Raw genomic sequence first — 22,768 nt, 5'->3', positions numbered from 1 at the left:
TTTAAACGGGTTAAGCGGATCATGTTATTTCAGAGATTCGTACAGGAACAGCTGTCTTGACGCAATAATCTGATCACCGGGTTTTAAGCCTGCACTGATATAGGCACGGTCTTCTACACGTTTGGAAACAGTAATTGGCTGTATACGTACCTGCGATTTCCCCTCCTTAACCACTACATAATTCCGGTCATTATCCAGTACAATTGAACGGGTATTAATCACCGGCAGGTTCTCTCCTGATTTTGCCTGTACCACTACATTGGCAAACATTTGCGGTTTCAGTAAATTTCCCGGATTGCTGATTTTCACCCGGGCACGCATTAACTTATTGTCCTTGTCAATCATATTGTACACTTTATCTATTTTCCCGGTAAATACTTTTCCCGGATAAGCCAGCGTAGTAATCTGAACCGGATAACCCGTTTGTACGCTCGTGATATCAGACTCGTAAATATTCACGATGATATAAACAGAAGAAAGATCAGCAATGGTAAACAGGTTCTCTGTGTTGTCAGCTCTCACCTGCATATTGCTGGTGATATTTTTCTCTACAATATATCCGCTGATCGGTGCTTTGATCAGGTAACCACGCTGATCACTTTTATTGATTGACATCACTGAATGTGCCCGGCTATTTTCTGCCGATGCCTTTTGATAGTCTGATTTTGCCTGTTCCAGATCTTTACCCGAAGCCAGGCCGCTCTGATACAAGTCTTTTGTAGCCTCCAGCGTTCTTTTGGTATCCCTCAAATCTGCTTCTGCACTAATCAGGTCTTTTGAGTAGCCAGCAACTTCTACACTGTGCATACTGGCCAGCGTCTGCCCTTTGCTCACGACATCTCCCAGCAGCACATTTACATTTTCAGTGATCCCACTCACCATGGGATAAATTTTAGCAACCTTATTTTCATCAGGTTCTATCGTCCCGGTCAGTGTGATTTGAGAAATTGCACTGGCCTGCTGAACAGTATCCACTAACAGACTGCCCAATAAACTATCTGTGACTTTAAACTTATTATCTTCAGGTTTTGAGGCTGCATCGTGACGTGTGCAAGACGAGAATAATAAAGTGGCAGTACCAAATGCAGCTGCCAACGTAAATATTTTATAAGTATGCATATAAAGAGGTTATTGCTGATTAAAGAATGGAGTACCGGTAACGAAATTCAACTGTTCTAAAGAGCTGATCCGGTTAAGCTGCAGATTGTTCAGCTGGATTGCATTGGTTTTATAGGAATCATAGAAATCAAGGAATTCAAGCAAGCTGATGTTATGTTTTTCATAGCTCTTATAAACCTCTTCGATCAGGTGGGTAAAGTCTGCTTTAAACTTAGGGTCAAAGCTGTTGTAAAGTCTCTCCAATCTATCCGCAGCCTGATAACTATTATCCAGATCGCTTTGCAGCTGGTCTTCCTGTTGTGCCAAAGCATTTTTACTGACATCAATCGCAACTTTTGCCTGTCTGATATTTCCCTGGTTCCGGTTAAAAAGTGGAAGCGGTATACTGATTCCAAGACCCGTATAATTAGGCGTATAACCTGCAAAACGGTCATAAGTGATCGACATCGTGACGTCTGGTATAGCCATCGACTTTTGCAGCCGGAGGTTGAGGTTACTGGATTCAATCACAGCATGTGATAGCTTTAAATCGTACCTGTTGGTATAAGCAGAGTCAAGCAGTTTTTTATAGGTAACCTGTTGCAATACATCTTTGCCATCCAGCTTAAATTCAAGCTGAGGTACAATTTGCAGGTTAGCATTGGTACGGGTTAACAGTTTAAATTCACTTTGGACATCATCAATATCATCTTTCAGTTCATTTAGCTCTGATTGAAGCGTGTACAATTGAGATTGAATCCTTAATACTTCTTTTAGTGCAATATTCTCTTTAGCATATTGCTGCTTAAATCCAACCAGGGTTTTTGATAAAGAGCTGATCTCTCTGGCATATACTTTTGCAGATTGTTCCTGATAGTAAATTTTATAAAAATCAGTTCTCAAAGTATATTTAAGCGTACGCAAAAGATCAAAAAGCTGAAATTCTGCTTGCTGTACACCCATTTTGGCCAGCCGGATATTCTTATTCCGTTTACCCGCAGTTTGAAAAAGCTGGGAGATACTTGCAGCACGCTGCCCGGTTTGTTTACTGACATCCAGTATCCTCTTGTTTGCGGAATTATATAATATGTTCTCATAGGATACTTCCGGATTATCGAACAAGCGGGCGGTAATCACTTGTGCCCTGGCATCGTCAATATTATATTGACCAGCTATTAAATTCAGGTTATTTTTGAGAAACAGGTCTTCTGCCTGTTTAATCGTGATATTTAAGGAATCACGTGTATCATTTCTTCCATCATCCCTTGCAATTACTGAATCAATTCCGGTAAAACCACAGAGATTTAACAGCAATACAGGGAGCACAAATTTCAATTGCATAGCTTTATTATTTGAACAACAAAGCTATAGTATGGGTATTAGGGACTACTTAAGGACAGATTATATGGGCATTAGAAGTTCATTAGAAAGCTTTAATGCAGGCTAATTTATCGGCAGGTAAACATAGAAGACAGTACCCTGTCCTAAAACTGATTCCACCTGAATAGAACCGTTGTGCTGCTTCACAATATTATTGGTTAAAGAAAGACCAATCCCATAGCCCGAAAAATTCAACGCATTGGTTGAACGGTAAAAGGGTTGGAATATCTTTTTAATATCGGCTGAACTAATGCCAATACCGGTATCCTTGATAGCGATCACCATTTGTTGATTCTTATAACTTACTGTACATAAGACTTCCTGGCCAACAGAGAATTTAATCGCATTTTTAAGGATATTATTAATGGCAATAAATAACAATTGCCTGTTTCCTTGTAAGGTCCTTTTGGATTGATCGGCAGGTAAATCATAGCTAATCTTAACCGGATCAGTATTGGTCTTAAAAGCTAATTCATCTGCAATTTCCCAAATCAGTTCGTCTATTCTTATACTTTGAAAATCTTTGTTGTCTAAATTGGTTTGCATGAGCTCCATTAAACTATTAATAATATAGTTTAACCTTTCTACACTGCCTACAATTTCCAGCAAAGCATGTTTATACTCTTCAGGGCTGCGCTCTTTCATCAAAGTGATTTCAGCCTCCCCTAATATAGAAGTGATTGGTGTACGCAATTCGTGAGAAGCATTTGCAACAAATGACTTCTGACTTTCAAAAGATTGTTCCAGATGCTCCAGCAGTTGATTAATAGCAGAAGATAAATTATCTGTTTCATCAGTTTTAGCCTGATTAACGCTTAATCTATGGTGTAAGCTGGATGCCCTGATTCTTTTCAGGTTGTCTGTAATGGAAACGATAGGCTGCAATGAAATGCGCGCAAAGATACGCCCGATGAAGAAAGTAATAAAAAGAGAACTGATAAAAAATGCCGTCATGATCAGTTTGAGCTGCTCCATATCATGCAAACCCCGGTCATCAATTGCAGAAACCACGACTATAAAATTTCCTGAGTTATCGGGATAATAAATCCCTGTAATCTGCGTCTCTCCCTGCCGCAAATGAATGGATTTCTTTTTAACGATCTGTGACAGGAAATCGTGTTTCCAGCTAATAGAATCCTCTCTGGTAAATTTGGAGTTAAACTTGTCATCGTAAACCCGGATAGATTCGTGGGTAAGTGATTGAGGGAACTTTTTGGCAACCTGGCGGAATATATCTTTTGATAAATTATCTTCGGCAAGATAAAACTGCGCAACTGTTACTGCTCTTTCATCGAGCTTATTCATAAAAGACTTTAAGCGATTATGTTCTACAAGCACATAAATACCTGTGAGTACCACCAAAAGTAAAATGGCAAACATAAAGGTAAATTGCAGTGACAGTCTGTTTTTAACTTTCATCGGGATGGCTTTTACTTCATTAATTATCCTTTGATTACATAACCCATTCCAATCACAGTATGGATCAGTTGCTGATCAAAACCTTTGTCAATTTTAGCCCGCAGGTAATTAATGTAAACGTCAATCAGGTTAGTACCTCTGTTGAATGATATTCCCCAAACCGCTTCAGCAATATAAACTCTGGACAATACCCGCTCTTTATTAGCCATCAGCACTTCAAGCAGTGTAAACTCTTTAGCGGATAAAATGATATTTTTACCATTACGAGTGACAGTCTTTTTGTAACAATCCATTTCCAGGTTATGAATCCTGAAAATAGTTCCTGGTAAAACCTGATCGCGGCGTCTGCCTAAGGCTTTGATCCGGGCCAGCAATTCTGCAAAGTGAAAGGGTTTAGTTAAATAATCATCAGCACCGTTCTCCAGCCCTTGTACCTTATCACTTACCGTATTTAAAGCAGAAAGCATTAAAATAGGAACTTCCTTTTTTAGTTGCCTGATTTGTTTACAAACTTCCATCCCATTCAGATAAGGAAGGATAACATCTAATATAATCAGCTCATAATCGTTCTCCAGGGCCATTTTACAGCCCATATTTCCATCATAAGCAACGGTTACAGTATTTAATTGTTCTTCCAGCCCCTTTTTAATAAATGCAGCAACCTTAGGCTCATCTTCAATCATTAAAATATTCATTTTCCTTCTAATTATGAGTGCATATTGATTGCCCCAAAGATACCCCTAACGCATAGGATTCTAACCTACATTAAAGGATTTTAATGTTGATTATCAATTTATTAGCTTAAATAAGGGTTAAGAATTGAATAGTACTGAGAATGAAGCTTCTGGAGATTAAAACAACATTAAAATGGAGGTATGAAAATGATGCGGCTCCAAAAAACACAGGAGCCGCTTAAAATTTACTCCATATAATCGGCCTGGCGGCTCAATAAAGCACGGTATTTATTGAACACCGCAGTTTTGGAAACAAAGCCAATATATTCTTCCTGTTCATTCAAAACAGGCAACAGCCATGCATTCTCTTTTTCCATCTTTTTCAATACAATTTTCATAGAATCTGTAATGAATACAATAGAAGGAGCTGTCTGCATTAAATCGTGTACCGTTAAATCCGGATTAGCCGGATTATTGATTGCTTTTTTCAATACATCTTCCACAAAGATCAAACCCTTAAAAGATTTGTCTTCTGCAATGACCGGGAAAATATTTCTTTTAGACTGCAGGATCTCCGGCAGCTTTTCTGCAATAGTTTCTTCTTCATTCAATACCAGGTAATCTTTCTCTACCAGGTATTTTAACTTCATCATGTGCAGTACCGTAGTGTCTTTGTCTTCATGAGACATCAGTTCACCACTTTCAGCAAGAGGTTTGGTATAAATAGAATATTTATTAGTACTTCTGTTGATCAGATAAGAAATTGCTGAGGTAATCATTAAAGGCACCATCAGTACATACCCACCAGTAATTTCAGCGATCAGGAATATTCCGGTGAGCGGTGCATGCATAATTGCACTTAATGAAGCCGCCATCCCCGCAACAATAAAGTTGGAAACATTCACATGGGCAATTCCTAAAGTATTAATTGTGAAAGCAAGCAAAAAGCCGATCAATCCACCCATAATTAAACTGGGTGCAAAAATCCCTCCGTTACCGCCAGCTCCAAGGGTAACCAGGGTAGCTGCCGATTTTGCAAATACCGTAATCGCAGTGAATAAAATGACAACGGTAGGAATGTTGCTATAAGCAGAAAAAATACTGTTTGTAATGACAGCCGTATAATTTCCGCCCAAAAGATTTTTAATGGTGATGTATCCTTCGCCGTAAAGTGTAGGAAACAGGAAAACCATTGCCCCTAATACGATCCCCCCAACTACAACCTTTTGATAAGGATGTTTGATCTTATAAAACAGTCCTTTGATAAAATAATTGGCTTTGGTAAAATACATCGAAAACAGACCAATCAGCACAGCCAGTACAACATACCAGACTAATGAATTGAATTTCCATCCTTCGGTAACCAAAAAGAACAATTGTTCATTGTAAAAGAAACGCGCCACAACCGCAGCCGTAGCCGAAGAAAGTAACAACGGTATAAATGCCGGAATAGTAAATTCAGGTAACAGGATTTCAATCGCAAAAACGATTCCCGCAATAGGGCTGTTAAATGCGCCTGCAATACCTGCAGCTGCACCACAAGCCAGCAGCATGGTAGTTTCGCGGTAAGAGAGTCCTAAAAAGCGCCCTACAACAGATCCGATACCCCCACCACTAGTTACAATTGGTGCTTCCAGTCCGGTTGATCCACCAAAACCAACTGTTAAGGCCGCAGTGATAATCTGAGAATAGATATTATGGGGCTCTACCCGGCTTGATTTTTTAGAGATGGTATACAATAAAGGTGTTAAACCAGTCTCGAATTTCCCTTTCCGGATAAAACGCTTTACATACATTACAGAAAGCAGTATCCCTATAAATGGAAAAACCAGGAACAGGTAATACTTATATTGCCAGTGAAAACCGTCCTGTAAAAAGTCTTCAATATGATGGGTAATCGTTTTTAGCAGTGCCGCAGCCAGTCCGGCCAAAACGCCAACTATCATGGCCGCTATAACGAGGAAGTTTCTATTGGAGATTTTTGTCCTTCGGTATTGATTTAAAGCGTCAAGATAGTTGACCAATCTTACGTACATTTCTTATGAGTTTAGCAATCGAATTTATCTAACAATTTAATCAGTGTAGCAAAGTCTTTAGGATATGGTGCATCAATTTCGATGTCTTCCCCATCCAGTCCTTTAAAAATCACATGTTTGGCGTGCAGGGCGAAACGCTTCATAATCGGAAGCTCTTCATCATCCTTTGCAATCCGGTACCCTTTTTTAATACTGGACAAAAATACAGGTTTACCTTTATATAAAGTATCCCCGCAAATTGCAGCACGCTGGGTAGCCAGGTGAATCCTGATCTGGTGCATGCGGCCAGTAATCGGCTTACATTCTACTAAAGTATAATGTCTGTAAAACTTAATAGAATTAAAAATGGTTTCAGCACGCTTTCCTTCCTTACGGTCAATCGTCACGCTCCTGTTTCCATCATTTAAGATAGGCAGGTCAATGAAAAGCTCTTTAAACGTAAACAACCCGTCAACAACGGCATGATACGTCTTCTGAACTTTACGCTTCTCAAATTGCATCGAGACTGAACGATAGGCTTCCGGGTTTTTAGCAATGATAATTGCACCTGATGTTTCTTTGTCCAAACGGTGACAAACCTGGGCATCAGCTGAATACTGCTTTGCAAGGCGAAGTATATTAACTTCGCCTGAGCCGCCACGCTCGTCTAATGAGGCAACAAATGGCGGCTTATTTACAACGATATGGTTATCGTCTTCGAATAGAATGAGGTCTTTAAATGAAGGATATTTCAATGGTGTGGATTTATAAAACAGTACAAAAGTACAATTTCATCCTTTACCATTTGAAATAAGAATGTAAATGATTAAGAAAGTTCGAATTTATACCCTACTCCTTTAACAGTTGCCACGTAAGTTTCGCCCAATTTCTCTCTCAATTTACGGATATGCACATCTATAGTCCGGTTAGTGACTACTACAGAATCTTCCCATATATTTTTAAGAATTGACTCTCTTGTATATACTTTACCAGGTTTAGAAGCCAGCAGGTACAGCAATTCAAATTCTTTCTTTGCCAATACTACTTTTTGTCCGCTCTGATAAACAAGATAAGCCTCTCTGTCGATCACTAAATCTCCGATTTCAACTTTGTTCTCAGAAACTTCATCATTACTTACATTTCTTCTCAAGATAGCATTGATGCGGCTTACTAAAGCGCGCGGCTTAATTGGTTTAGCGATATAATCATCTGCACCTACATTAAAACCAGCAATTTCTGAGTATTCTTCACTTCTTGCAGTCAAAAAAACCATGAAAGTATTTTTAAACTCAGGAATAGCACGCATCAGACGGCAGGCTTCAATTCCATCCATCTTAGGCATCATAATATCCAGAATGATCAGATCAGGATGCACTTTCTTCGCAACTGCAATCCCATCCTGTCCGTTACTGGCCAGGTAAACCTGATAACCTTCTTTTTTAAGATTATATTCGACTAACTCTAAGATATCAGGTTCATCATCAACTATCAGTATCTTTTGTTTTACGGCGCTCATGTCTTTAAATATTTGTTACGAAATTAAGTAATCATTTGCATAACCAGGTTAAAGGTAAGTTAACAAATTGTTAATGACACCTGATAGTTTAACATTGAATTAGGATTAACGTAAAGTCTTTTCTAAAAACGTATCCAATTCCTCAGCTCTCAGGTTTTTAGCGATGATTTTACCGGATGGATCTAATATGAATGAGCTTGGAATAGCTTCAACCTGGTACATTCTTACTGTAGGGCTTTCAAAATCTTTCAGTTCACTGGCATGCGTCCATGTTAATCCGTCGGCAATTACCGCCTGTTTCCATGCTACAGGATCCTTATCTAAGGATACACCCAGAATAGTGAATTTCCTGTCTTTATATTTGTTATAGACCTTTACTACATTTGGATTTTCCTGTCTGCAAGGCTGGCACCAGGAAGCCCAGAAATCAAGCAAAACATATTTACCTCTTAAATCTGATAGTTTAACCGTTTTGCCATCCAGTGTATTCATGGTAAAATCTGGCGCAAGCTGTCCGATCTGTACAGATTTCAATTTAGCCATTCTCACTAAAAAGTCAGTTACTGCTTCATTTTTATTGAAATTACTCTTGATTTTTTCTGAGTATGCAATCATTTCTTTCTCATAATCACTTGGATTTAAAGAGTTGATAGCATAGAATCCAGCAAGGGAAGTCGTATTGTCCATGGCAAATTTCAGAATATAGTTTACCAATCCTTCGTTTTCTTTAATCAGCGCTGGTCTCATTTGATTTGCGATAGCATCTCTGTTGTGCGGCTGATTCGCTACATTTTCTTCAAACTGTGCCTGTAAAGCTGCAAGCTTCGCCACATACTGATTTTTGTTCTTATTCAATTCTTCCAGTTTGTCAGCTTCTGCTGCTCCTGATAGTTTATAAGCAAGATTTTTATCTTCAAGATCTGCCTCTAATTTGATGACATCTCCATTTTTAGCGATCAGCATATATTCGCTGTTCTCAATCTTCACTCTAAAGAAATCTACTTCAGGTGTACTTCTGTTGAATTTAAATTCTCCTTTATTGGATAATACTGTAGAATCGAGCGGTGTCTCGCTTGTTTTGTTAATTCCGTATAAATAAACTTTTGCTTGTGGCTTAGCGTGTTCAAATTTCCCGCTGATCTCAAATTTGCTTTTGTCATTACAAGCGACAAATGCAACGCACACGATTAAAAGGGTGGCTATTCTGTTCATATTTATATACTCTATAGATTAATCCTTATTTTAATTTTCCCAATAACAGTTCATTAATTTTTGCCGGGTCTGCTTTCCCTTTCGCCAGTTTCATCACTTCTCCGACAAATAAACCTAAAACTCCTTTTTTACCAGTTTTGTAAGCTGCAACCTGTGGTTTGAATTTTTCCAGCACCTGATCTACAAAACCATCCAGTTCATCAGCGTTCTCTACAATCAGCAGATTAAGCTGCCCGGCCAATGCAGCAACATCTGCATCTTTAGCCAACTGTATAGCCGGTAATAATTGTTGTAAAGCAATTTGCTGCGTAATTTTCTTCTCTTCTACCAGGTTAACGACCGCGGCCATTTGTGCAGGACTCACTTTGAAAGTAGTAATAGTTGCATCCTGTTCATTTAATAAAGCTCTGATCGGGCCAGTAAGCCAGTTAATCAGGTTTTTAGGATTTTTCACCAAAACTAAAGCAGCATTCAGATAGTCCAGCAATTCTTTGTCCTCTGTGAAAATTGAAGCTTCTGAATTATTCAGCCCGAAATCTGCCATTAGTTTTGCTGTAATTTCACGGGGTAATGCCGGCATCCCCGCTTTCAAAGCAGCCAGCCATTCATCTGAGATCACTATCGGCGGAAGATCCGGATCAGGGAAATAACGATAATCATTTGCCATTTCTTTGGTCCGCATTGGCGCTGTAGTTCCGTGGTCAGCGTCAAAAGTCAAAGTGCTCTGAACAATTGAACCCCCGCCTGTGATCACCCCGATCTGGCGGTTAAATTCAAATTCCATTGCTCTGCGTACATTGCGGATTGAGTTCAGGTTTTTCACCTCGCAGCGCGTACCGAATTCTTCCGTTCCATTTTCACGGACAGAGATATTGGCATCGCAGCGGAAACTTCCTTCTTCCATATTTCCGTCCCCTACATCAAGATGCCTCACCAGCTTCCTCATTTCGGTTAGCAATACAGAAGCTTCTTCGGCAGAACGGATATCAGGTTCAGTTACGATTTCTATCAAAGGCACCCCTGCCCTGTTCAAATCAACAAAAGAATAGTGATCATCCTGGTCATGCATGCTTTTACCTGCATCCTCTTCCATGTGAATCCTGTTGATTCCGATTCGCTTTTCCGTGCCATCACTTAAAACCAGGTCAATATATCCATTCTGGCAAACCGGCTTGTTATCCTGAGTAATCTGATACCCTTTAGGCAGATCGGCATAGAAGTAATTTTTACGGTCAAAGTAATTGGTCTGATTGATTGTACAGTTCAGGGCCAGCCCCATTCTGATCGCTTTTCCAACTACTTCTTTATTCATTTTAGGCAATGCACCAGGCAAAGCCAATGAAACCGGAGAGATGTGCGCATTAGGTTTTGCACCAAAAGCTGCGCTATCTGAAGAAAATATTTTCGATTTTGTATTTAACTGAACGTGAATCTCTAAGCCTGATACCAATTCAAATGCTGTGGGAGAAATAGCAGTTTTCGTACTCATTTAAGGCAATAAATTAAACTAATGTCGTGAATTACTGTCTCACAAATATAACCAAATAAGTTTACGACCATGGGTTTAGGATGCATTTATAATCATGGCATAAACTTTGACAATTTACATACACACACAAATTTGAAACGTTATGAGAAAATTACTTTTAATTGCTGCTATCGGAATTGCTTCCCTTGCAGCTGCACCAGCAGCGAAAGCGCAGGTGAGTTTAAGTATAAATATTGGGTCACAACCCCAATGGGGCCCTAGAGGGTATGATCACGTTGATTATTATTACCTGCCGGATGTAGATAGCTATTACTATGTACCAACCCGTCAATTTGTTTATTTAAGTGGCAACAGGTGGATCCGTGCGCGTTCTCTTCCTTCCAGATACAGAGGTTATGATTTGTATGGTGGCAGAAAAGTTGTGATTAATAACTATGCTAATCCATGGACAAGACACAATTATTACAGAACGCAATATGTAAGCAATAACTATTACAGCAGACCATCGCGGGTCGTAGTCAGAAATAATTACCGTAACGACAGAAGAGATTATTACAGAGGAAATGGTAACGGCTGGGGAAGAGGTCATGATAGAGGAAATGGCTGGGGAAAAGGAAATGGCGGACATGATCGCGGAGACAGAGGCAACCATGGCTGGGACAGAGGAAACCATGGCGGAGACAGAGGAAACCATGGTGGCGACCGTGGTGGACATGGAAGAGGTGGCCGTAATTAATAGATATTACCAATAAATTACTGATATTATTAATTCTTATTGTAAAGTATCACGACCTTTGGGTTGTGATACTTTATTTTTATAGGCTATTTACCATTTTATATTAACCTGATTCATGATGACTGAGAATATTGAAGCAATGCTGATCCGGAAAGACATTAACCCTACTGCTATGCGGTTACTGGTGCTGGATTTTCTGTTGAAGCAGTCTTCAGCGATCAGCCTGACGGATTTGGAGAAAGGATTAGACCCTTCAGACCGGATCACTTTATACCGTGCATTGAAGAAATTTGAAGAAAAAGGACTGGTACACAGTATCGATGATGGTTCTGGTGCAACCAAATTTGCACTTTGTGAAAATGATTGCGAAGCCGGACATCACCACGACCTGCATGTTCACTTTTTCTGTAATACCTGCCGGGAGACTTCTTGTCTGCCTAAACACCATATCCCGCAAATTGCCTTACCAGACGGCTTTAAATCTGAAGAAGTTAACCTGATCGTTAAAGGCGTTTGTAATAAATGTGTTCAATAGTTTGCAATACCATTGCGCTATAGTTTAAAGTACCTTTGTTTTAGAGAATCAAAAAAAGCTTAGCTTAATAAATCTCTTTGACTTAAGATACCATTATGGCCACTAAAAATATAGACACCTGCTGTGACACAGCTACCATTGCAGATAAAAAACCTGCTGCAACACATAAGCCACATCAGCATAATGCGCATAGTCATGACGGGCACAGTCACGACGCCCATAGTCATGATGACCATGATCACGACCACGACCATGGAGATGGTGAAAATTCAGGCTGGAAAGGCCAGATCCCTTTATTAATTTCCTTAGCGATACTTGCCGTGATGCTAACGCTGGAATATGGTTTTAAAATCATACCAGCCAAATCGGTTTCCCTGCTGATTTTTGGGGCTGCTTATCTGCTGGCAGGCTATAACGTTTTGAAATTAGCCTTTCGAAAAGCAATGCGACTGGATTTCTTCAACGAATTTTTCCTGATGAGTGTAGCGACAATTGGTGCATTCTCTATCGGATCTTACAGTGAAGGTGTTGCGGTGATGGTATTTTATTCTATCGGAGAATGGTTCCAGGATGTTGCTGTATCTAATGCAAAACGCAGTATTAAAGCACTATTAGACATTCGTCCGGATACAGTAGATGTCATCAGGGATGGAAAAACCAGCACTGTTAAACCTGCCGATGTTGAAATTGGTGAGCTGATCCAGGTCAGGGCCGGAGAAAAAGTAGCCTTAGATGGTGAACTGGTTTCTGCTAAAGGGACATTCAATACTGCTGCAATGACTGGAGAGAGCAAGCCAGATTCTAAAGCAAAAGGGGACAGTGTACTGGCCGGAATGATTAACCTGAATACAGTAATAGAGGTTAAAGTTTTGTCGCTATTTAAAGATAGTAAGCTGAACAGGATTCTGGAAATGGTACAGGATGCAACAGCCAGAAAATCTAAAACCCAGTTGTTTATTTCGAGATTTGCCAAAGTTTATACACCCATTGTATTCGCTCTGGCAGTATTAGTGGTAGCCCTGCCTTATCTATTTGTAACCAATTATGTATTTGCAGAATGGTTATACCGCGGCCTTGTTTTCTTAGTCATCAGCTGCCCTTGTGCTTTAGTCGTTTCTATTCCACTGGGTTATTTTGGCGGCATAGGCCTGGCTTCTAAAAACGGTATTCTGTTCAAAGGATCAAACTTCCTGGATGTAATGACTACGATTAATACTGTAGTGATGGATAAAACCGGAACATTAACTAAAGGTGTTTTCAAAGTACAGCGCGTGGTTGCTGTGAATGGTGATGAAAAAGAATTATTACGTTTAACTGCAGCTATTGAAAGTAAATCTACCCATCCTATTGCTACTGCGGTAACTTTACATGCGGGCGATGTTTTACAGGGCACAAAGATTGGTGAAGTGGAAGAAGTGCCTGGAAAAGGGCTTAAAGGTTTGATTGACGGCAAACAGGTACTGGCTGGAAATATCAAACTGCTGGATCAGTTTAACATTGCTTATGCTGATGAAGCAGTTCAGGAAGAAGATACTGTGGTTGTAGTTGCCATTGAAGGGATTTATGCGGGATTTATTACGATTGCTGATGAGCTGAAAGAAGATGCCATACAAGCCGTAAAGGAAATGCACGAAATGAAAATCCAGACCGTGATGCTTAGCGGCGATAAACAGGCTGTGGTTAGCAAAATAGGCAGATTATTAGGCATAGATCGTACTTTTGGTGATCTCTTACCAGAAAACAAAGTAGAAAAAGTAGAAGAGCTGAAACAACAAGGCAGGCATATCGCTTTTGTTGGAGATGGAATTAATGATGCTCCGGTTGTTGCTTTAGCTGATGCAGGGATTGCCATGGGCGGATTAGGAAGCGATGCAACTATTGAAACTGCGGATATTGTCATTCAGAACGATATGCCTTCAAAAATTGTTACAGCGATTAAAATCGGAAGACTGACTAAAAACATTGTATGGCAGAATATTGCACTGGCCATGGGTGTGAAAGTAATCGTATTGATTTTAGGGGCAGGTGGAGTTGCAACTTTATGGGAAGCTGTAATTGCAGATGTAGGTGTTGCTTTACTGGCGATCTTAAATGCGGTCAGAATTCAAAAAATGAAGCTTTAATTTAATTATCTTCATCCCTGAAATGAAAAGATTACAGGGAATAAAAAATACTTGGAAATTAAGTCTGCTAACCATCAGCTTAATTTCCTGTAGTCAACCAAAAGAAAGGGTTTATCAAGCAGAATTATTTACGGAAAAGACAGACTTGAATATACCTGCACAAGGTACAGCGCAGCTCTTTAAAAGACTAACATTGACTAATAAAAAGGAAGAATTGATAGGTGGTATATTTGGGCGCAGGGGGCGCATGTCCTGGAATATTATCACTTACAGAGATACAACAATCCGTTTTAATCCTAACCTGAAAAACCTGGTTGAGGATTATCAGTCAGATGAAATACCTTTATCAGACTTCTATACAATCTATTATCTGAATCCACAAAAAACTGCATTCCTTGCGGATATGCCGGGGCCTTCCAATATCAGCAGCCGTATTTTTGTGTTTCGTGCACAGCCAAACGGCTTAAAAGTTTACCGGATTGAGCGTCCAGTTAAAGAACAAATCTCTTCAGGAGATGAAAGTATCTATCGGGGTATTTCTAAAATAGGTGGTCATCTGCTGTTGGTAAACAACGATTATCTTTTTAATCAGCGCACAGCAAAGGCCTACCTGATCCCAAGACCAGATCCGAAAGAAAGAATGCAGGCAGACTTTACAATCCTGTCACCTGATAAAAAAACTGTAGTTTTTAATGCAAAGGGCAGTTCTACTGATCATTTTGACTATATCTATCAATTCCATTATCCAAGCGGCAAATTTGAAACAGATAGTATCCCTGCGGATCAATATCAAAGTCCATTACAGGACAAGAAAAAAAAGTGGCCGGAAACTCATTATGACTGGAGCAAAGATGCAAACGGAAGAATGTTTCTAAAACCCAAAGCGGTCTTTAGCTTAAAATAACTTTTCAATGCAGCGCGCAATTACTAACTATACAAAAACGGGCCCTCTAAATCTAAAGAAAAGAGACAGCCCGTTTTTATATGAAATGGTTGGTTTGCTTACTGAATTAAAGTTGCCGCTTTTTCCAGCACCTTAGCTAATCCATCTTTATTTTTTCCTCCGGCAGTAGCGTAGAAAGGCTGGCCTCCACCGCCGCCCTGAATATCTTTAGCTAATTCTCTAACCATATTCGAGGCATTGAGTTTTTTATCCGCCACCAGATTATCAGATAACATGACACTGATCCCTGGTTTGTCATCGATCAGTGTCGTGAAAACAAGGTATAGGTTATCTACGATATCCTTGATTGAAAAAGCCAGGTTCTTCACTGCATCTGCACTGGGAAGATCCACATGAACAGCTATCATATTGATGCCGTTGATCGTTTTCATATGGTGAACGATTTCATGTTTAAGATTTCCTGAACGCTCTACAACTGCTTTTTCAGCCTCTTTTTTAAGCTTGTTATTTTCTTCAATCAAAGCAGTAACCGCAGCAGTCAGGTCTTTATTTCCTTTAAGCAATGCTTTTAACTGGCTTATTTCTTTATCCTGGTTAACTACATACTCTTCTGCACGATCTGCTGTAATTGCTTCGATACGTCTTACACCTGCAGCTACAGCACTCTCAGAAATGATCTTAAAGTAACCAATCTGACCAGTTGCCTGAACGTGTGTACCGCCACATAATTCCTTTGAATAATTATCATCGAAAGTAATGATCCGAACAAAATCACCATATTTTTCTCCGAATAAAGCAGTTACCCCACTCGACAATGCTTCTTCATAAGGAACAAGTCTTTGCTCTTTTAAAGCGATGTTGTCTCTTACTCTTTTGTTAACGATATGCTCAATTGCTGCTAATTCATCCTCAGTAATCTTTGTGAAGTGAGAGAAATCGAAACGCAGGTAATCAGCATTCACCAAAGATCCCTTTTGATTCACATGGTCACCAAGGACGCTCTTTAGTGCCGCGTGCAATAAATGTGTCGCCGAGTGATTGTTATTTGTCTGTACGCGCTTATCTTCATCTACAACAGCCCAGAACTGACCGTCTATATCTTCAGGTAAGGAATCTGCGAAATGTACGATTACCCCATTTTCCTTTTTGGTATCTGTAATTTCAATAGAGAACATCCTGCTATGGTCTTCCAGACGGCCGGTATCACCTACCTGGCCTCCGCTTTCGCCATAAAAAGGGGTTTTCTGCAATACGATCTGATATTGCTCTTTTCCTTTTGCAGTAACTTGTCTGTATTTTAAAATTTTAGTTTCAATTTCCAGAAAGTCATAACCTACAAATTCTGTTTCGGGATCATCATGAACTGTAATCCAGTCGCCTGTATCAATGGCTGTAGCCGCTCTTGATCTTGCTTTTTGCTTCTGAAGGCTTTTCTGGTACTCTTCCATATCCACACTCCATCTTTTCTCCCTGGCCATCAGTTCAGTCAGGTCAATCGGGAACCCATAAGTATCCTGCAATTCAAAAGCAAAATCACCCGAAATCACCATCTGATCTTTCAGTATGCTGTAAACCCATGGATCTTCAAAAGATTTCTCCAGGTCAATTGCATTTTCAGACATCAGGAAATCTGCTTGTTTAGCGGTATAATTTTCAAAACGCTGAATACCTGTAGCCAGTGTTCTTAAGAAAGAAACCTCTTCTTCCAAAACCACTTTCTGAACAAAGTCCTGCTGTAAAACCAATTCCTCAAAAACACCTTTGAACTGTTCAGCAAGAACAGGCACCAGTTGGTTTAAGAAAGGTTCTTTCAAGTCAAGGAAAGTATAAGCATAACGTACAGCTCTTCTTAAAATCCTTCGGATTACATAGCCTGCTTTATTGTTTGCCGGTAATTGTCCGTCTGCAATTACAAATGAAATCGCACGGATATGATCGGCCATAACGCGCATCGCAATATCCGTTTTTTCATCAGCACCATAAGCTATACCAGCCTTTTTGGCGATGAACTGGATCAGTGGCTGAAATACATCAGTATCATAGTTTGAAGCCTTATCCTGTAATACACGGACCAGGCGTTCAAAGCCCATCCCGGTATCCACATGTTGTGCAGGTAATGGTTGTAATGAACCATCTTTTAATCTGTTGAACTGCATAAATACGTTGTTCCAGATCTCAATCACCTGCGGGTGATCAGCATTGACCAATTCTTTCCCGCTGGTGGCTGCACGTTCATGATCAGGGCGGCAGTCTACATGGATTTCCGAACATGGACCACAGGGCCCCATGTCGCCCATTTCCCAGAAATTGTCTTTTTTATTTCCTAAAACAATGCGGTCTTCAGGAACATATTGCTTCCACAATTCGAAAGCTTCCGTATCTCTTGGAAGACCTTCTTTTTCATCTCCTTCAAAAACAGATACGTATAATTTATCTTTAGGGATACCATAAACTTCTGTCAATAATTCCCAGCTCCAGGCAATAGCCTCTTTCTTGAAATAGTCACCAAAACTCCAGTTCCCCAACATCTCGAACATAGTGTGGTGATAGGTATCTATCCCCACTTCTTCAAGATCGTTGTGTTTACCGGAAACCCGTAAACAACGTTGTGTATCGGTTACCCTTGGATACCTGGCAGGTGCCTCTCCCAAAAAAATGTCTTTAAACTGATTCATACCTGCATTGGTAAACATCAGTGTCGGATCATTTTTTACAACGATAGGTGCGGATGAAACGATATGGTGTTGTTTCGATTCAAAAAATGCTAAATAGGCGTGTCTGATTTCTTTTGCTGTCATTCGTAGTAGAAATTATCCAACAAAATTAAAATTTTATTGCGGTATTCTACTAAAATCCCTTTACATTTGAATGCTTTACATAAAAGCTATAAACCACTAAATATCAACATAGAAGTATGCCTTACAAGGAACGGGAAATTAATAAAATGTATTATACGATGGGTGAGGTGACGGAAATGTTCAATGTAAACGCCTCACAGATCCGCTTTTATGAGAAGGAATTTGACGTTCTCCAGCCTAAGAAAAACAAGAAAGGAAACCGTCTTTTCACTCCGGAAGATATTGAAAATCTGAAGATCATTTTCCACCTGGTAGATGATAAAGGTTTTACACTAAAAGGTGCAAAAGATCATTTAAAGAATAACAGTGCAGACGTTAAAGAGAACCAGAAGATCATTGCATCACTGGAAAAACTAAAAGACTTCTTATTAAAGTTAAACGACGAAATTTAATTAATAAATTAACTTAATTAATAAAATCAGCAGTACTTTGGCTTCATTATGCCAAAGCCAGCTAATTCTTCCATCCAGTGTCCCGGATCGCAAAGTATCAGGATCTCTTTGCCGGGATACGGAATATTGCTCTCCTTAGTCCTTTCTTGCCCCTGCAGCACTGCATGCGCCCAGGAAGAGGTGCAAATCAAAGAAATAACCGCAACGCTTTCAGAGAATTTTACAGCAGAAGATCTTTCTGAGCTGACTGAACAGCTTTCCTTTTACCTGAAACACCCTTTAGACCTTAACAGAACCAGCCCGGAGCAGCTAAAAGAGCTATTCTTTCTTTCCTCACTACAGATCAGTAACTTTTTCACGCATATCCGGCTCAGTGGAAAACTAAAGGATGTGCTGGAACTTCAGGCCATAGCCGGCTTTGATATCACGACCATTACCAGGTTGCTCCCATTTGTTACCGTGAAGGAAGAGTCACCGCTGGATTTCAGTAAAGCAGGAAAAGGATTAAGTGAGCTTACCCTGAGATATGGACGGCTGCTGGAAAAACAAAAAGGTTATAAAGACCTGCCAGGAAGCAGATATCTGGGCACTCCTGAAAAACTATTGCTGAAGTACAGCTATCATCTGAATGATCAGGCTGCACTTTCCATCGTAGCCAAAAAAGATGCCGGAGAAAGCTTTTTCAGCGGCAGTAGCAAAAGTGGTTTTGACTTTATTTCGGGAAGCCTGGCCTTCTATAAATCCGGCAGGTTTAAAAAGATCATTGCTGGAGATTACAGCTTGCAATTTGGTCAGGGTTTAAGTCTTTGGTCTGGTTCATCTTTTGGAAAAGGGGATGATGTAGCGGGTATCGCAAAAAAAGATACCGGACTTAAACCTTATACTTCTGCTAACGAGTATTCATTTTTCAGAGGTGCTGGTGTAACTTATAATTTATTAAAAAACATTGACTTTACAGGTTTCCTGTCACTTAGAAAACTAGACGCAAGCTTATCAAAATCTACTGGCAGGAATGCGCAGTTATCGGCAATCAGTACTAGTGGTTTACACCGGACAGCAGCCGAGAACGAGCATAAAGGAAAGCTGGGATTATTGCTTTATGGGATGGCCTTAACCTATAACAAAAACAGTTTAGATATTGGTATTACTGCGTACCATTCCAGTTATGAGCATGGATTTATTACGGGTACCCCACGTTACAAACAGTATAATTTCACTGGCCGTGAACTTAGTAATCTCGGACTTCATTACAACTATACATTCCGGAATATTTATTTTTTTGGTGAAGTGGCGCATAGCATACCCGGTGGTACCGCAGTACTCACCGGGGCTATGGCCAGCTTATCGCCCCGTATCTCTGCGATAGTTCTTTTCCGTAATTATGAAAAAGAACATCTTAGTTTTTACAACAAAGCGGCCGGAGAAGGAAGTACAGCTGCAAACGAGAAAGGAATTTATACTGGTTTTCATATCAATCTGACTAAAAAGTGGTCTTTATCCGCCTATGGCGATATTTTTTGGTTCCCATGGGCAAAGTATAGAATTGATGAGGCTTCTTCAGGATATGAATTGACCGGACGAATTACTTTTAAGCCAGATAAAAAGTTTAAAGCCTTATTGAGTTATCAAACCAAACACAGCAAACAGAACGCAAGTTCAGGCAAGCCTGTGAACCCGATAACTGACCTCAGGAAGGATAATTTCAGAGCGGAGAGTACATTTAAGGTCAACCGGAAAATAACACTGCAAAACCGCTTTGAACTGACCCGGTATCAAAAGGGGACTGTTAATGCTGAATATGGATATGTATTTTATCAGGATGTAGCTTACCACCCCATGTCTTCCAGAATTTCTGCGAATCTCAGGCTGGCTTTTTTTCATACTCCATCTTACAATAGCAGGATCTATGCTTACGAAGATGACGTGCTGCATGGTACGGGTTCTGGTATTTATAGCGGAGAAGGGATCAGGTCTTATTTTAACCTGAGTTATAACTTATCCAGGCAACTCAGGGTATGGGGAAGATATGCAGTATACCTGTATCCGGGAATGGAGAAAACAGGTTCCGGACTGGAAGAAATCAGCGGCAATCAAAAGTCTGAAATCAAGCTTCAACTGCGTTATCAGTTCTAAATGCGTATACGGCAAAACATAAGTATTTTCGGAAAAATCCTGCTCCCGTTTTGCATAGGATTATGGATTTTGCACGCAGCAGATAATACCAAATTAAATTTGCCAGTACTAATATTTGCAATTTCTATCTTTATTTTATCATTAATAATCAGTTTTTTATACAAATCACTTAAAGTTTACCATTACAAAAGACTTTTGGCAATTCTGATTAATTTACTCTTTTTCAGTCTGGGTTTAATTGTGTATGCTAATGAAAATCTGATTCAAAATCCGAACAACTTTTCTCATCATCAGGCAAATTTTCTGAGCATATCAATAGCCGATGAGCCGCAGCAACATGGTTCAATTTTAAGATTTAAAGCAAGGGTTCTGGCAAACTATACTGGTCATCAAAAACAGCAGACATCCGGCTATTTACTGGTCGCCCTGCACTGGGATTCAGCCTCCCCTGCCCAACTTCATTATGGAGAAAATTACTATATCCCTGCCCATTATAAAGTAATAGCCCCTCCTTATAATCCAGCAGAATTTGACTTCAGATCCTGGCTGGCCATGCAAAATATCCACCATCAAATCTTCCTTCAGCCTGAAGAATTAATTCCTTCCAAAATTAAAACAGGACACGCACTGATCAGCTTTGCACTGGCACTCCGGAAAAATCAGGTGGCTCTTTACAGACGTTTAATTAAAGACGACAATGCTTTTGCAGTAGCTTCTACGTTAATCCTTGGTTACCGGGCAGATTTAAGTGCAGAAACCCTGGCAGCCTATTCAAAAACAGGAACTATTCATGCGCTGTCTGTTTCAGGAATGCATGTGGGGATTATTTATCTGGTGCTTAACCAGGCATTGGGCTGGATGGACAGAAAAGTCTGGCTAAAATGGAGCAAAGTCCTGCTGCTTTTACTCCTGATCTGGGGCTATGCTGTATTAACAGGCTGCTCCGCTTCAGTTTTACGTTCGGCGATTATGCTCAGTATATTTATCCTGGCTAAGGCTGTTCATAACCAGGCAAACAACTATCAGGTATTATATTTTTCAGCTTTCTGCCTGCTGCTTTATAATCCTTTTTTCTTTTGGGATGTAGGTTTCCAACTCTCTTATCTGGCCGTGTCAGGCTTAATTTATCTGCAGCCAAAACTGGAACAGCTCATTAATTTCAAATCACTTTGGTTAAGAAAGCTCTGGAGCTTGATCAGCCTTTCCATTGCAGCACAGCTTTTCACTTTCCCGCTGAGCAGTTATTATTTCCATCAGTTTCCTGTATACTTCATTCTCAGCAATCTATTTATCGTACTTCCAGTTACACTTTTGATGTATATAGGTATGTTACTCTTACTATTTCGCTTATATTGGATAGCCCCACTTTTTGAGTGGCTGATTATTTTCATGAACCGTGGATTAGAAAAAATTGCTGCTCTCCCCTACTCCAGCATCCATATGATCTGGTTTACAAAAACTGAGCTCATTTTACTTTGCCTGTTCCTGCTCTTTAGCTGTATGGCCCTGCAACAAAAAAACAAATACTATTTAGCACTTTCGCTTTTTGCTGCAGGCTGCTTCCAGGTGATGTTTGTCAAAGGTGAACTCAGTGCAGCGCGGCAGCAAAAGATCATTCCTTTTACCTTAAACAGAAATTATGCTGTTGCTTTTATCAGCTCAACTCAGGCTGTGCTGATTACTGATTTACTTCCGGGCGATCCAGCATTTAAATTCCATATTCAGCCTGCACTGGATCAATTGAAGATCCGTGAAATCACCTGTCTGAAATGGAAAGAAACCTTGACTTCAAAAACTCTCCAGGTCAGGGAACATCAGCTTCTTTTTAAAAATTTCAAGGTATTGTTATTGGATACTGCTTTTAACAATTGGGGTATCAAGGAAAAAGCTGTTTTTGATGCGGTCTGGGTACACGGTGAGCCACAATTAAAAATGGGTGAACTGAGATCAGTTATCACTTTCAAAGAAATATGGGTAGACGCAACGAACAGGAATTATACTATTCAGCGCCATCGGACGGATACTATAAATTTTAGTAAACCGACACTGATTTTAAAACCAGGTTTCCGCTAATCTACAGGATTCATAATTTTAAACTGCTCAATCCAGCCCTGTTCAAAATTACTATCCTGATATTTAGCTCCAAATTCTTCTGGCGTATACCACATTGCAGTATGCGGTTCATAAATCCAGCAATTTTGGCGCAGTGCTTCCTTAATGAGTACAATGACATCAATAAAATGTGCTTGCTGTTGTTCATTAGTGGATGAATCTATCATATTTT

General features: G+C 39.8%; 18 protein-coding genes. 7 read left to right on the top strand and 11 right to left on the bottom strand.

What is annotated here, in order from left to right:
• Window positions 1–24 precede the first annotated feature (24 nt).
• From AY601_RS03360 to gatB, 9 genes are all read right to left on the bottom strand, one after another.
• Window positions 25–1,119, bottom strand: coding sequence for an efflux RND transporter periplasmic adaptor subunit (locus tag AY601_RS03360; protein WP_068396446.1), 1,095 nt, complete (start codon window positions 1,117–1,119; stop codon window positions 25–27).
• 9 nt (window positions 1,120–1,128) lie between these two features.
• Window positions 1,129–2,439 (bottom strand): TolC family protein, encoded by a 1,311-nt coding sequence (locus AY601_RS03355; RefSeq protein ID WP_084359055.1) that lies wholly within the window; start codon window positions 2,437–2,439, stop codon window positions 1,129–1,131.
• 102 nt (window positions 2,440–2,541) lie between these two features.
• Window positions 2,542–3,897, bottom strand: a complete 1,356-nt coding sequence (locus tag AY601_RS03350; protein ID WP_068396444.1) for a sensor histidine kinase — start codon at window positions 3,895–3,897, stop codon at window positions 2,542–2,544.
• Between the two features lie 23 nt (window positions 3,898–3,920).
• Window positions 3,921–4,592, bottom strand: coding sequence for a response regulator (locus tag AY601_RS03345; protein WP_068396441.1), 672 nt, complete (start codon window positions 4,590–4,592; stop codon window positions 3,921–3,923).
• A 224-nt stretch (window positions 4,593–4,816) separates the two neighbouring features.
• Entirely contained in the window at window positions 4,817–6,607 is a 1,791-nt protein-coding gene (locus tag AY601_RS03340) for a chloride channel protein (RefSeq protein ID WP_068396437.1), read from the bottom strand.
• Window positions 6,608–6,618: 11 nt separating this feature from the next.
• On the bottom strand, window positions 6,619–7,341 hold the full coding sequence (locus AY601_RS03335; RefSeq protein WP_068396435.1) for an RluA family pseudouridine synthase: 723 nt from the start codon (window positions 7,339–7,341) through the stop codon (window positions 6,619–6,621).
• Window positions 7,342–7,412: 71 nt separating this feature from the next.
• On the bottom strand, window positions 7,413–8,102 hold the full coding sequence (locus tag AY601_RS03330) for a response regulator transcription factor (protein ID WP_068396433.1): 690 nt from the start codon (window positions 8,100–8,102) through the stop codon (window positions 7,413–7,415).
• 105 nt (window positions 8,103–8,207) lie between these two features.
• Complete coding sequence (locus tag AY601_RS03325) at window positions 8,208–9,314, bottom strand: TlpA disulfide reductase family protein (RefSeq protein ID WP_068396431.1); 1,107 nt, start codon at window positions 9,312–9,314, stop codon at window positions 8,208–8,210.
• Window positions 9,315–9,339: 25 nt separating this feature from the next.
• On the bottom strand, window positions 9,340–10,803 hold the full coding sequence (gatB, locus tag AY601_RS03320) for an Asp-tRNA(Asn)/Glu-tRNA(Gln) amidotransferase subunit GatB (RefSeq protein ID WP_068396430.1): 1,464 nt from the start codon (window positions 10,801–10,803) through the stop codon (window positions 9,340–9,342).
• 142 nt (window positions 10,804–10,945) lie between these two features.
• On the opposite strand from gatB, the gene AY601_RS03315 reads away from it, so the two are divergent.
• From AY601_RS03315 to AY601_RS03300, 4 genes are all read left to right on the top strand, one after another.
• Window positions 10,946–11,539 carry a hypothetical protein gene (locus AY601_RS03315; RefSeq protein WP_068396429.1) on the top strand — a complete coding sequence of 198 codons (594 nt, stop codon included), beginning with the start codon at window positions 10,946–10,948 and terminating at the stop codon, window positions 11,537–11,539.
• Between the two features lie 115 nt (window positions 11,540–11,654).
• Entirely contained in the window at window positions 11,655–12,074 is a 420-nt protein-coding gene (locus tag AY601_RS03310; RefSeq protein ID WP_232324687.1) for a Fur family transcriptional regulator, read from the top strand.
• Window positions 12,075–12,169: 95 nt separating this feature from the next.
• The gene (locus AY601_RS03305) at window positions 12,170–14,197 is read left to right on the top strand and encodes a heavy metal translocating P-type ATPase (RefSeq protein WP_068396426.1); all 2,028 of its coding nucleotides are present in this window, start codon (window positions 12,170–12,172) and stop codon (window positions 14,195–14,197) included.
• A 22-nt stretch (window positions 14,198–14,219) separates the two neighbouring features.
• A complete protein-coding gene (locus tag AY601_RS03300; RefSeq protein WP_068396424.1) occupies window positions 14,220–15,101 on the top strand; it encodes a hypothetical protein in 882 nt (293 codons plus the stop codon).
• Window positions 15,102–15,199: 98 nt separating this feature from the next.
• Here AY601_RS03300 and alaS read toward each other — a convergent pair whose 3' ends face one another.
• The gene (alaS, locus tag AY601_RS03295; protein WP_068396416.1) at window positions 15,200–17,899 is read right to left on the bottom strand and encodes an alanine--tRNA ligase; all 2,700 of its coding nucleotides are present in this window, start codon (window positions 17,897–17,899) and stop codon (window positions 15,200–15,202) included.
• A gap of 116 nt (window positions 17,900–18,015) precedes the next feature.
• Here alaS and AY601_RS03290 point away from each other — a divergent pair, with 116 nt between their 5' ends.
• The 3 genes from AY601_RS03290 to AY601_RS03280 are packed head-to-tail and all read left to right on the top strand — an operon-like array spanning window position 18,016 to window position 22,557.
• Entirely contained in the window at window positions 18,016–18,351 is a 336-nt protein-coding gene (locus AY601_RS03290) for a MerR family transcriptional regulator (RefSeq protein WP_068396413.1), read from the top strand.
• Between the two features lie 48 nt (window positions 18,352–18,399).
• Window positions 18,400–20,484: a helix-hairpin-helix domain-containing protein gene (locus tag AY601_RS03285; protein ID WP_232324686.1), complete on the top strand. Its 2,085-nt coding sequence runs from the start codon at window positions 18,400–18,402 to the stop codon at window positions 20,482–20,484.
• The gene (locus AY601_RS03280; protein ID WP_084359053.1) at window positions 20,485–22,557 is read left to right on the top strand and encodes a ComEC/Rec2 family competence protein; all 2,073 of its coding nucleotides are present in this window, start codon (window positions 20,485–20,487) and stop codon (window positions 22,555–22,557) included.
• Here the strand turns inward: AY601_RS03280 and AY601_RS03275 are convergent.
• On the bottom strand, window positions 22,554–22,763 hold the full coding sequence (locus AY601_RS03275) for a hypothetical protein (protein WP_068396407.1): 210 nt from the start codon (window positions 22,761–22,763) through the stop codon (window positions 22,554–22,556). The two genes, AY601_RS03280 and AY601_RS03275, sit on opposite strands and share 4 nt — an antisense overlap.
• Between the last annotated feature and the right edge of the window lie 5 nt (window positions 22,764–22,768).

The organism is Pedobacter cryoconitis (assembly GCF_001590605.1).
Classification (GTDB): Bacteria; Bacteroidota; Bacteroidia; order Sphingobacteriales; family Sphingobacteriaceae; genus Pedobacter; species Pedobacter cryoconitis_A.
The sequence above is the reverse complement of the archived record's forward strand: the minus strand, read 5'-3'. Positions and strand labels throughout refer to the sequence as shown.

Bases quoted from the DNA above. Each gene is read 5' to 3' on its own strand.
- AY601_RS03360 (WP_068396446.1), bottom strand. From the start codon at position 1,119: ATGCATACTTATAAAATATTTACGTTGGCAGCTGCATTTGGTACTGCC.
- AY601_RS03355 (WP_084359055.1), bottom strand. From the start codon at position 2,439: ATGCAATTGAAATTTGTGCTCCCTGTATTGCTGTTAAATCTCTGTGGT.
- AY601_RS03350 (WP_068396444.1), bottom strand. From the start codon at position 3,897: ATGAAAGTTAAAAACAGACTGTCACTGCAATTTACCTTTATGTTTGCC.
- AY601_RS03345 (WP_068396441.1), bottom strand. From the start codon at position 4,592: ATGAATATTTTAATGATTGAAGATGAGCCTAAGGTTGCTGCATTTATT.
- AY601_RS03340 (WP_068396437.1), bottom strand. From the start codon at position 6,607: ATGTACGTAAGATTGGTCAACTATCTTGACGCTTTAAATCAATACCGA.
- AY601_RS03330 (WP_068396433.1), bottom strand. From the start codon at position 8,102: ATGAGCGCCGTAAAACAAAAGATACTGATAGTTGATGATGAACCTGAT.
- AY601_RS03325 (WP_068396431.1), bottom strand. From the start codon at position 9,314: ATGAACAGAATAGCCACCCTTTTAATCGTGTGCGTTGCATTTGTCGCT.
- gatB (WP_068396430.1), bottom strand. From the start codon at position 10,803: ATGAGTACGAAAACTGCTATTTCTCCCACAGCATTTGAATTGGTATCA.
- AY601_RS03315 (WP_068396429.1), top strand. From the start codon at position 10,946: ATGAGAAAATTACTTTTAATTGCTGCTATCGGAATTGCTTCCCTTGCA.
- AY601_RS03310 (WP_232324687.1), top strand. From the start codon at position 11,655: ATGATGACTGAGAATATTGAAGCAATGCTGATCCGGAAAGACATTAAC.
- AY601_RS03305 (WP_068396426.1), top strand. From the start codon at position 12,170: ATGGCCACTAAAAATATAGACACCTGCTGTGACACAGCTACCATTGCA.
- AY601_RS03300 (WP_068396424.1), top strand. From the start codon at position 14,220: ATGAAAAGATTACAGGGAATAAAAAATACTTGGAAATTAAGTCTGCTA.
- alaS (WP_068396416.1), bottom strand. From the start codon at position 17,899: ATGACAGCAAAAGAAATCAGACACGCCTATTTAGCATTTTTTGAATCG.
- AY601_RS03290 (WP_068396413.1), top strand. From the start codon at position 18,016: ATGCCTTACAAGGAACGGGAAATTAATAAAATGTATTATACGATGGGT.
- AY601_RS03285 (WP_232324686.1), top strand. From the start codon at position 18,400: ATGCCAAAGCCAGCTAATTCTTCCATCCAGTGTCCCGGATCGCAAAGT.
- AY601_RS03280 (WP_084359053.1), top strand. From the start codon at position 20,485: ATGCGTATACGGCAAAACATAAGTATTTTCGGAAAAATCCTGCTCCCG.
- AY601_RS03275 (WP_068396407.1), bottom strand. From the start codon at position 22,763: ATGATAGATTCATCCACTAATGAACAACAGCAAGCACATTTTATTGAT.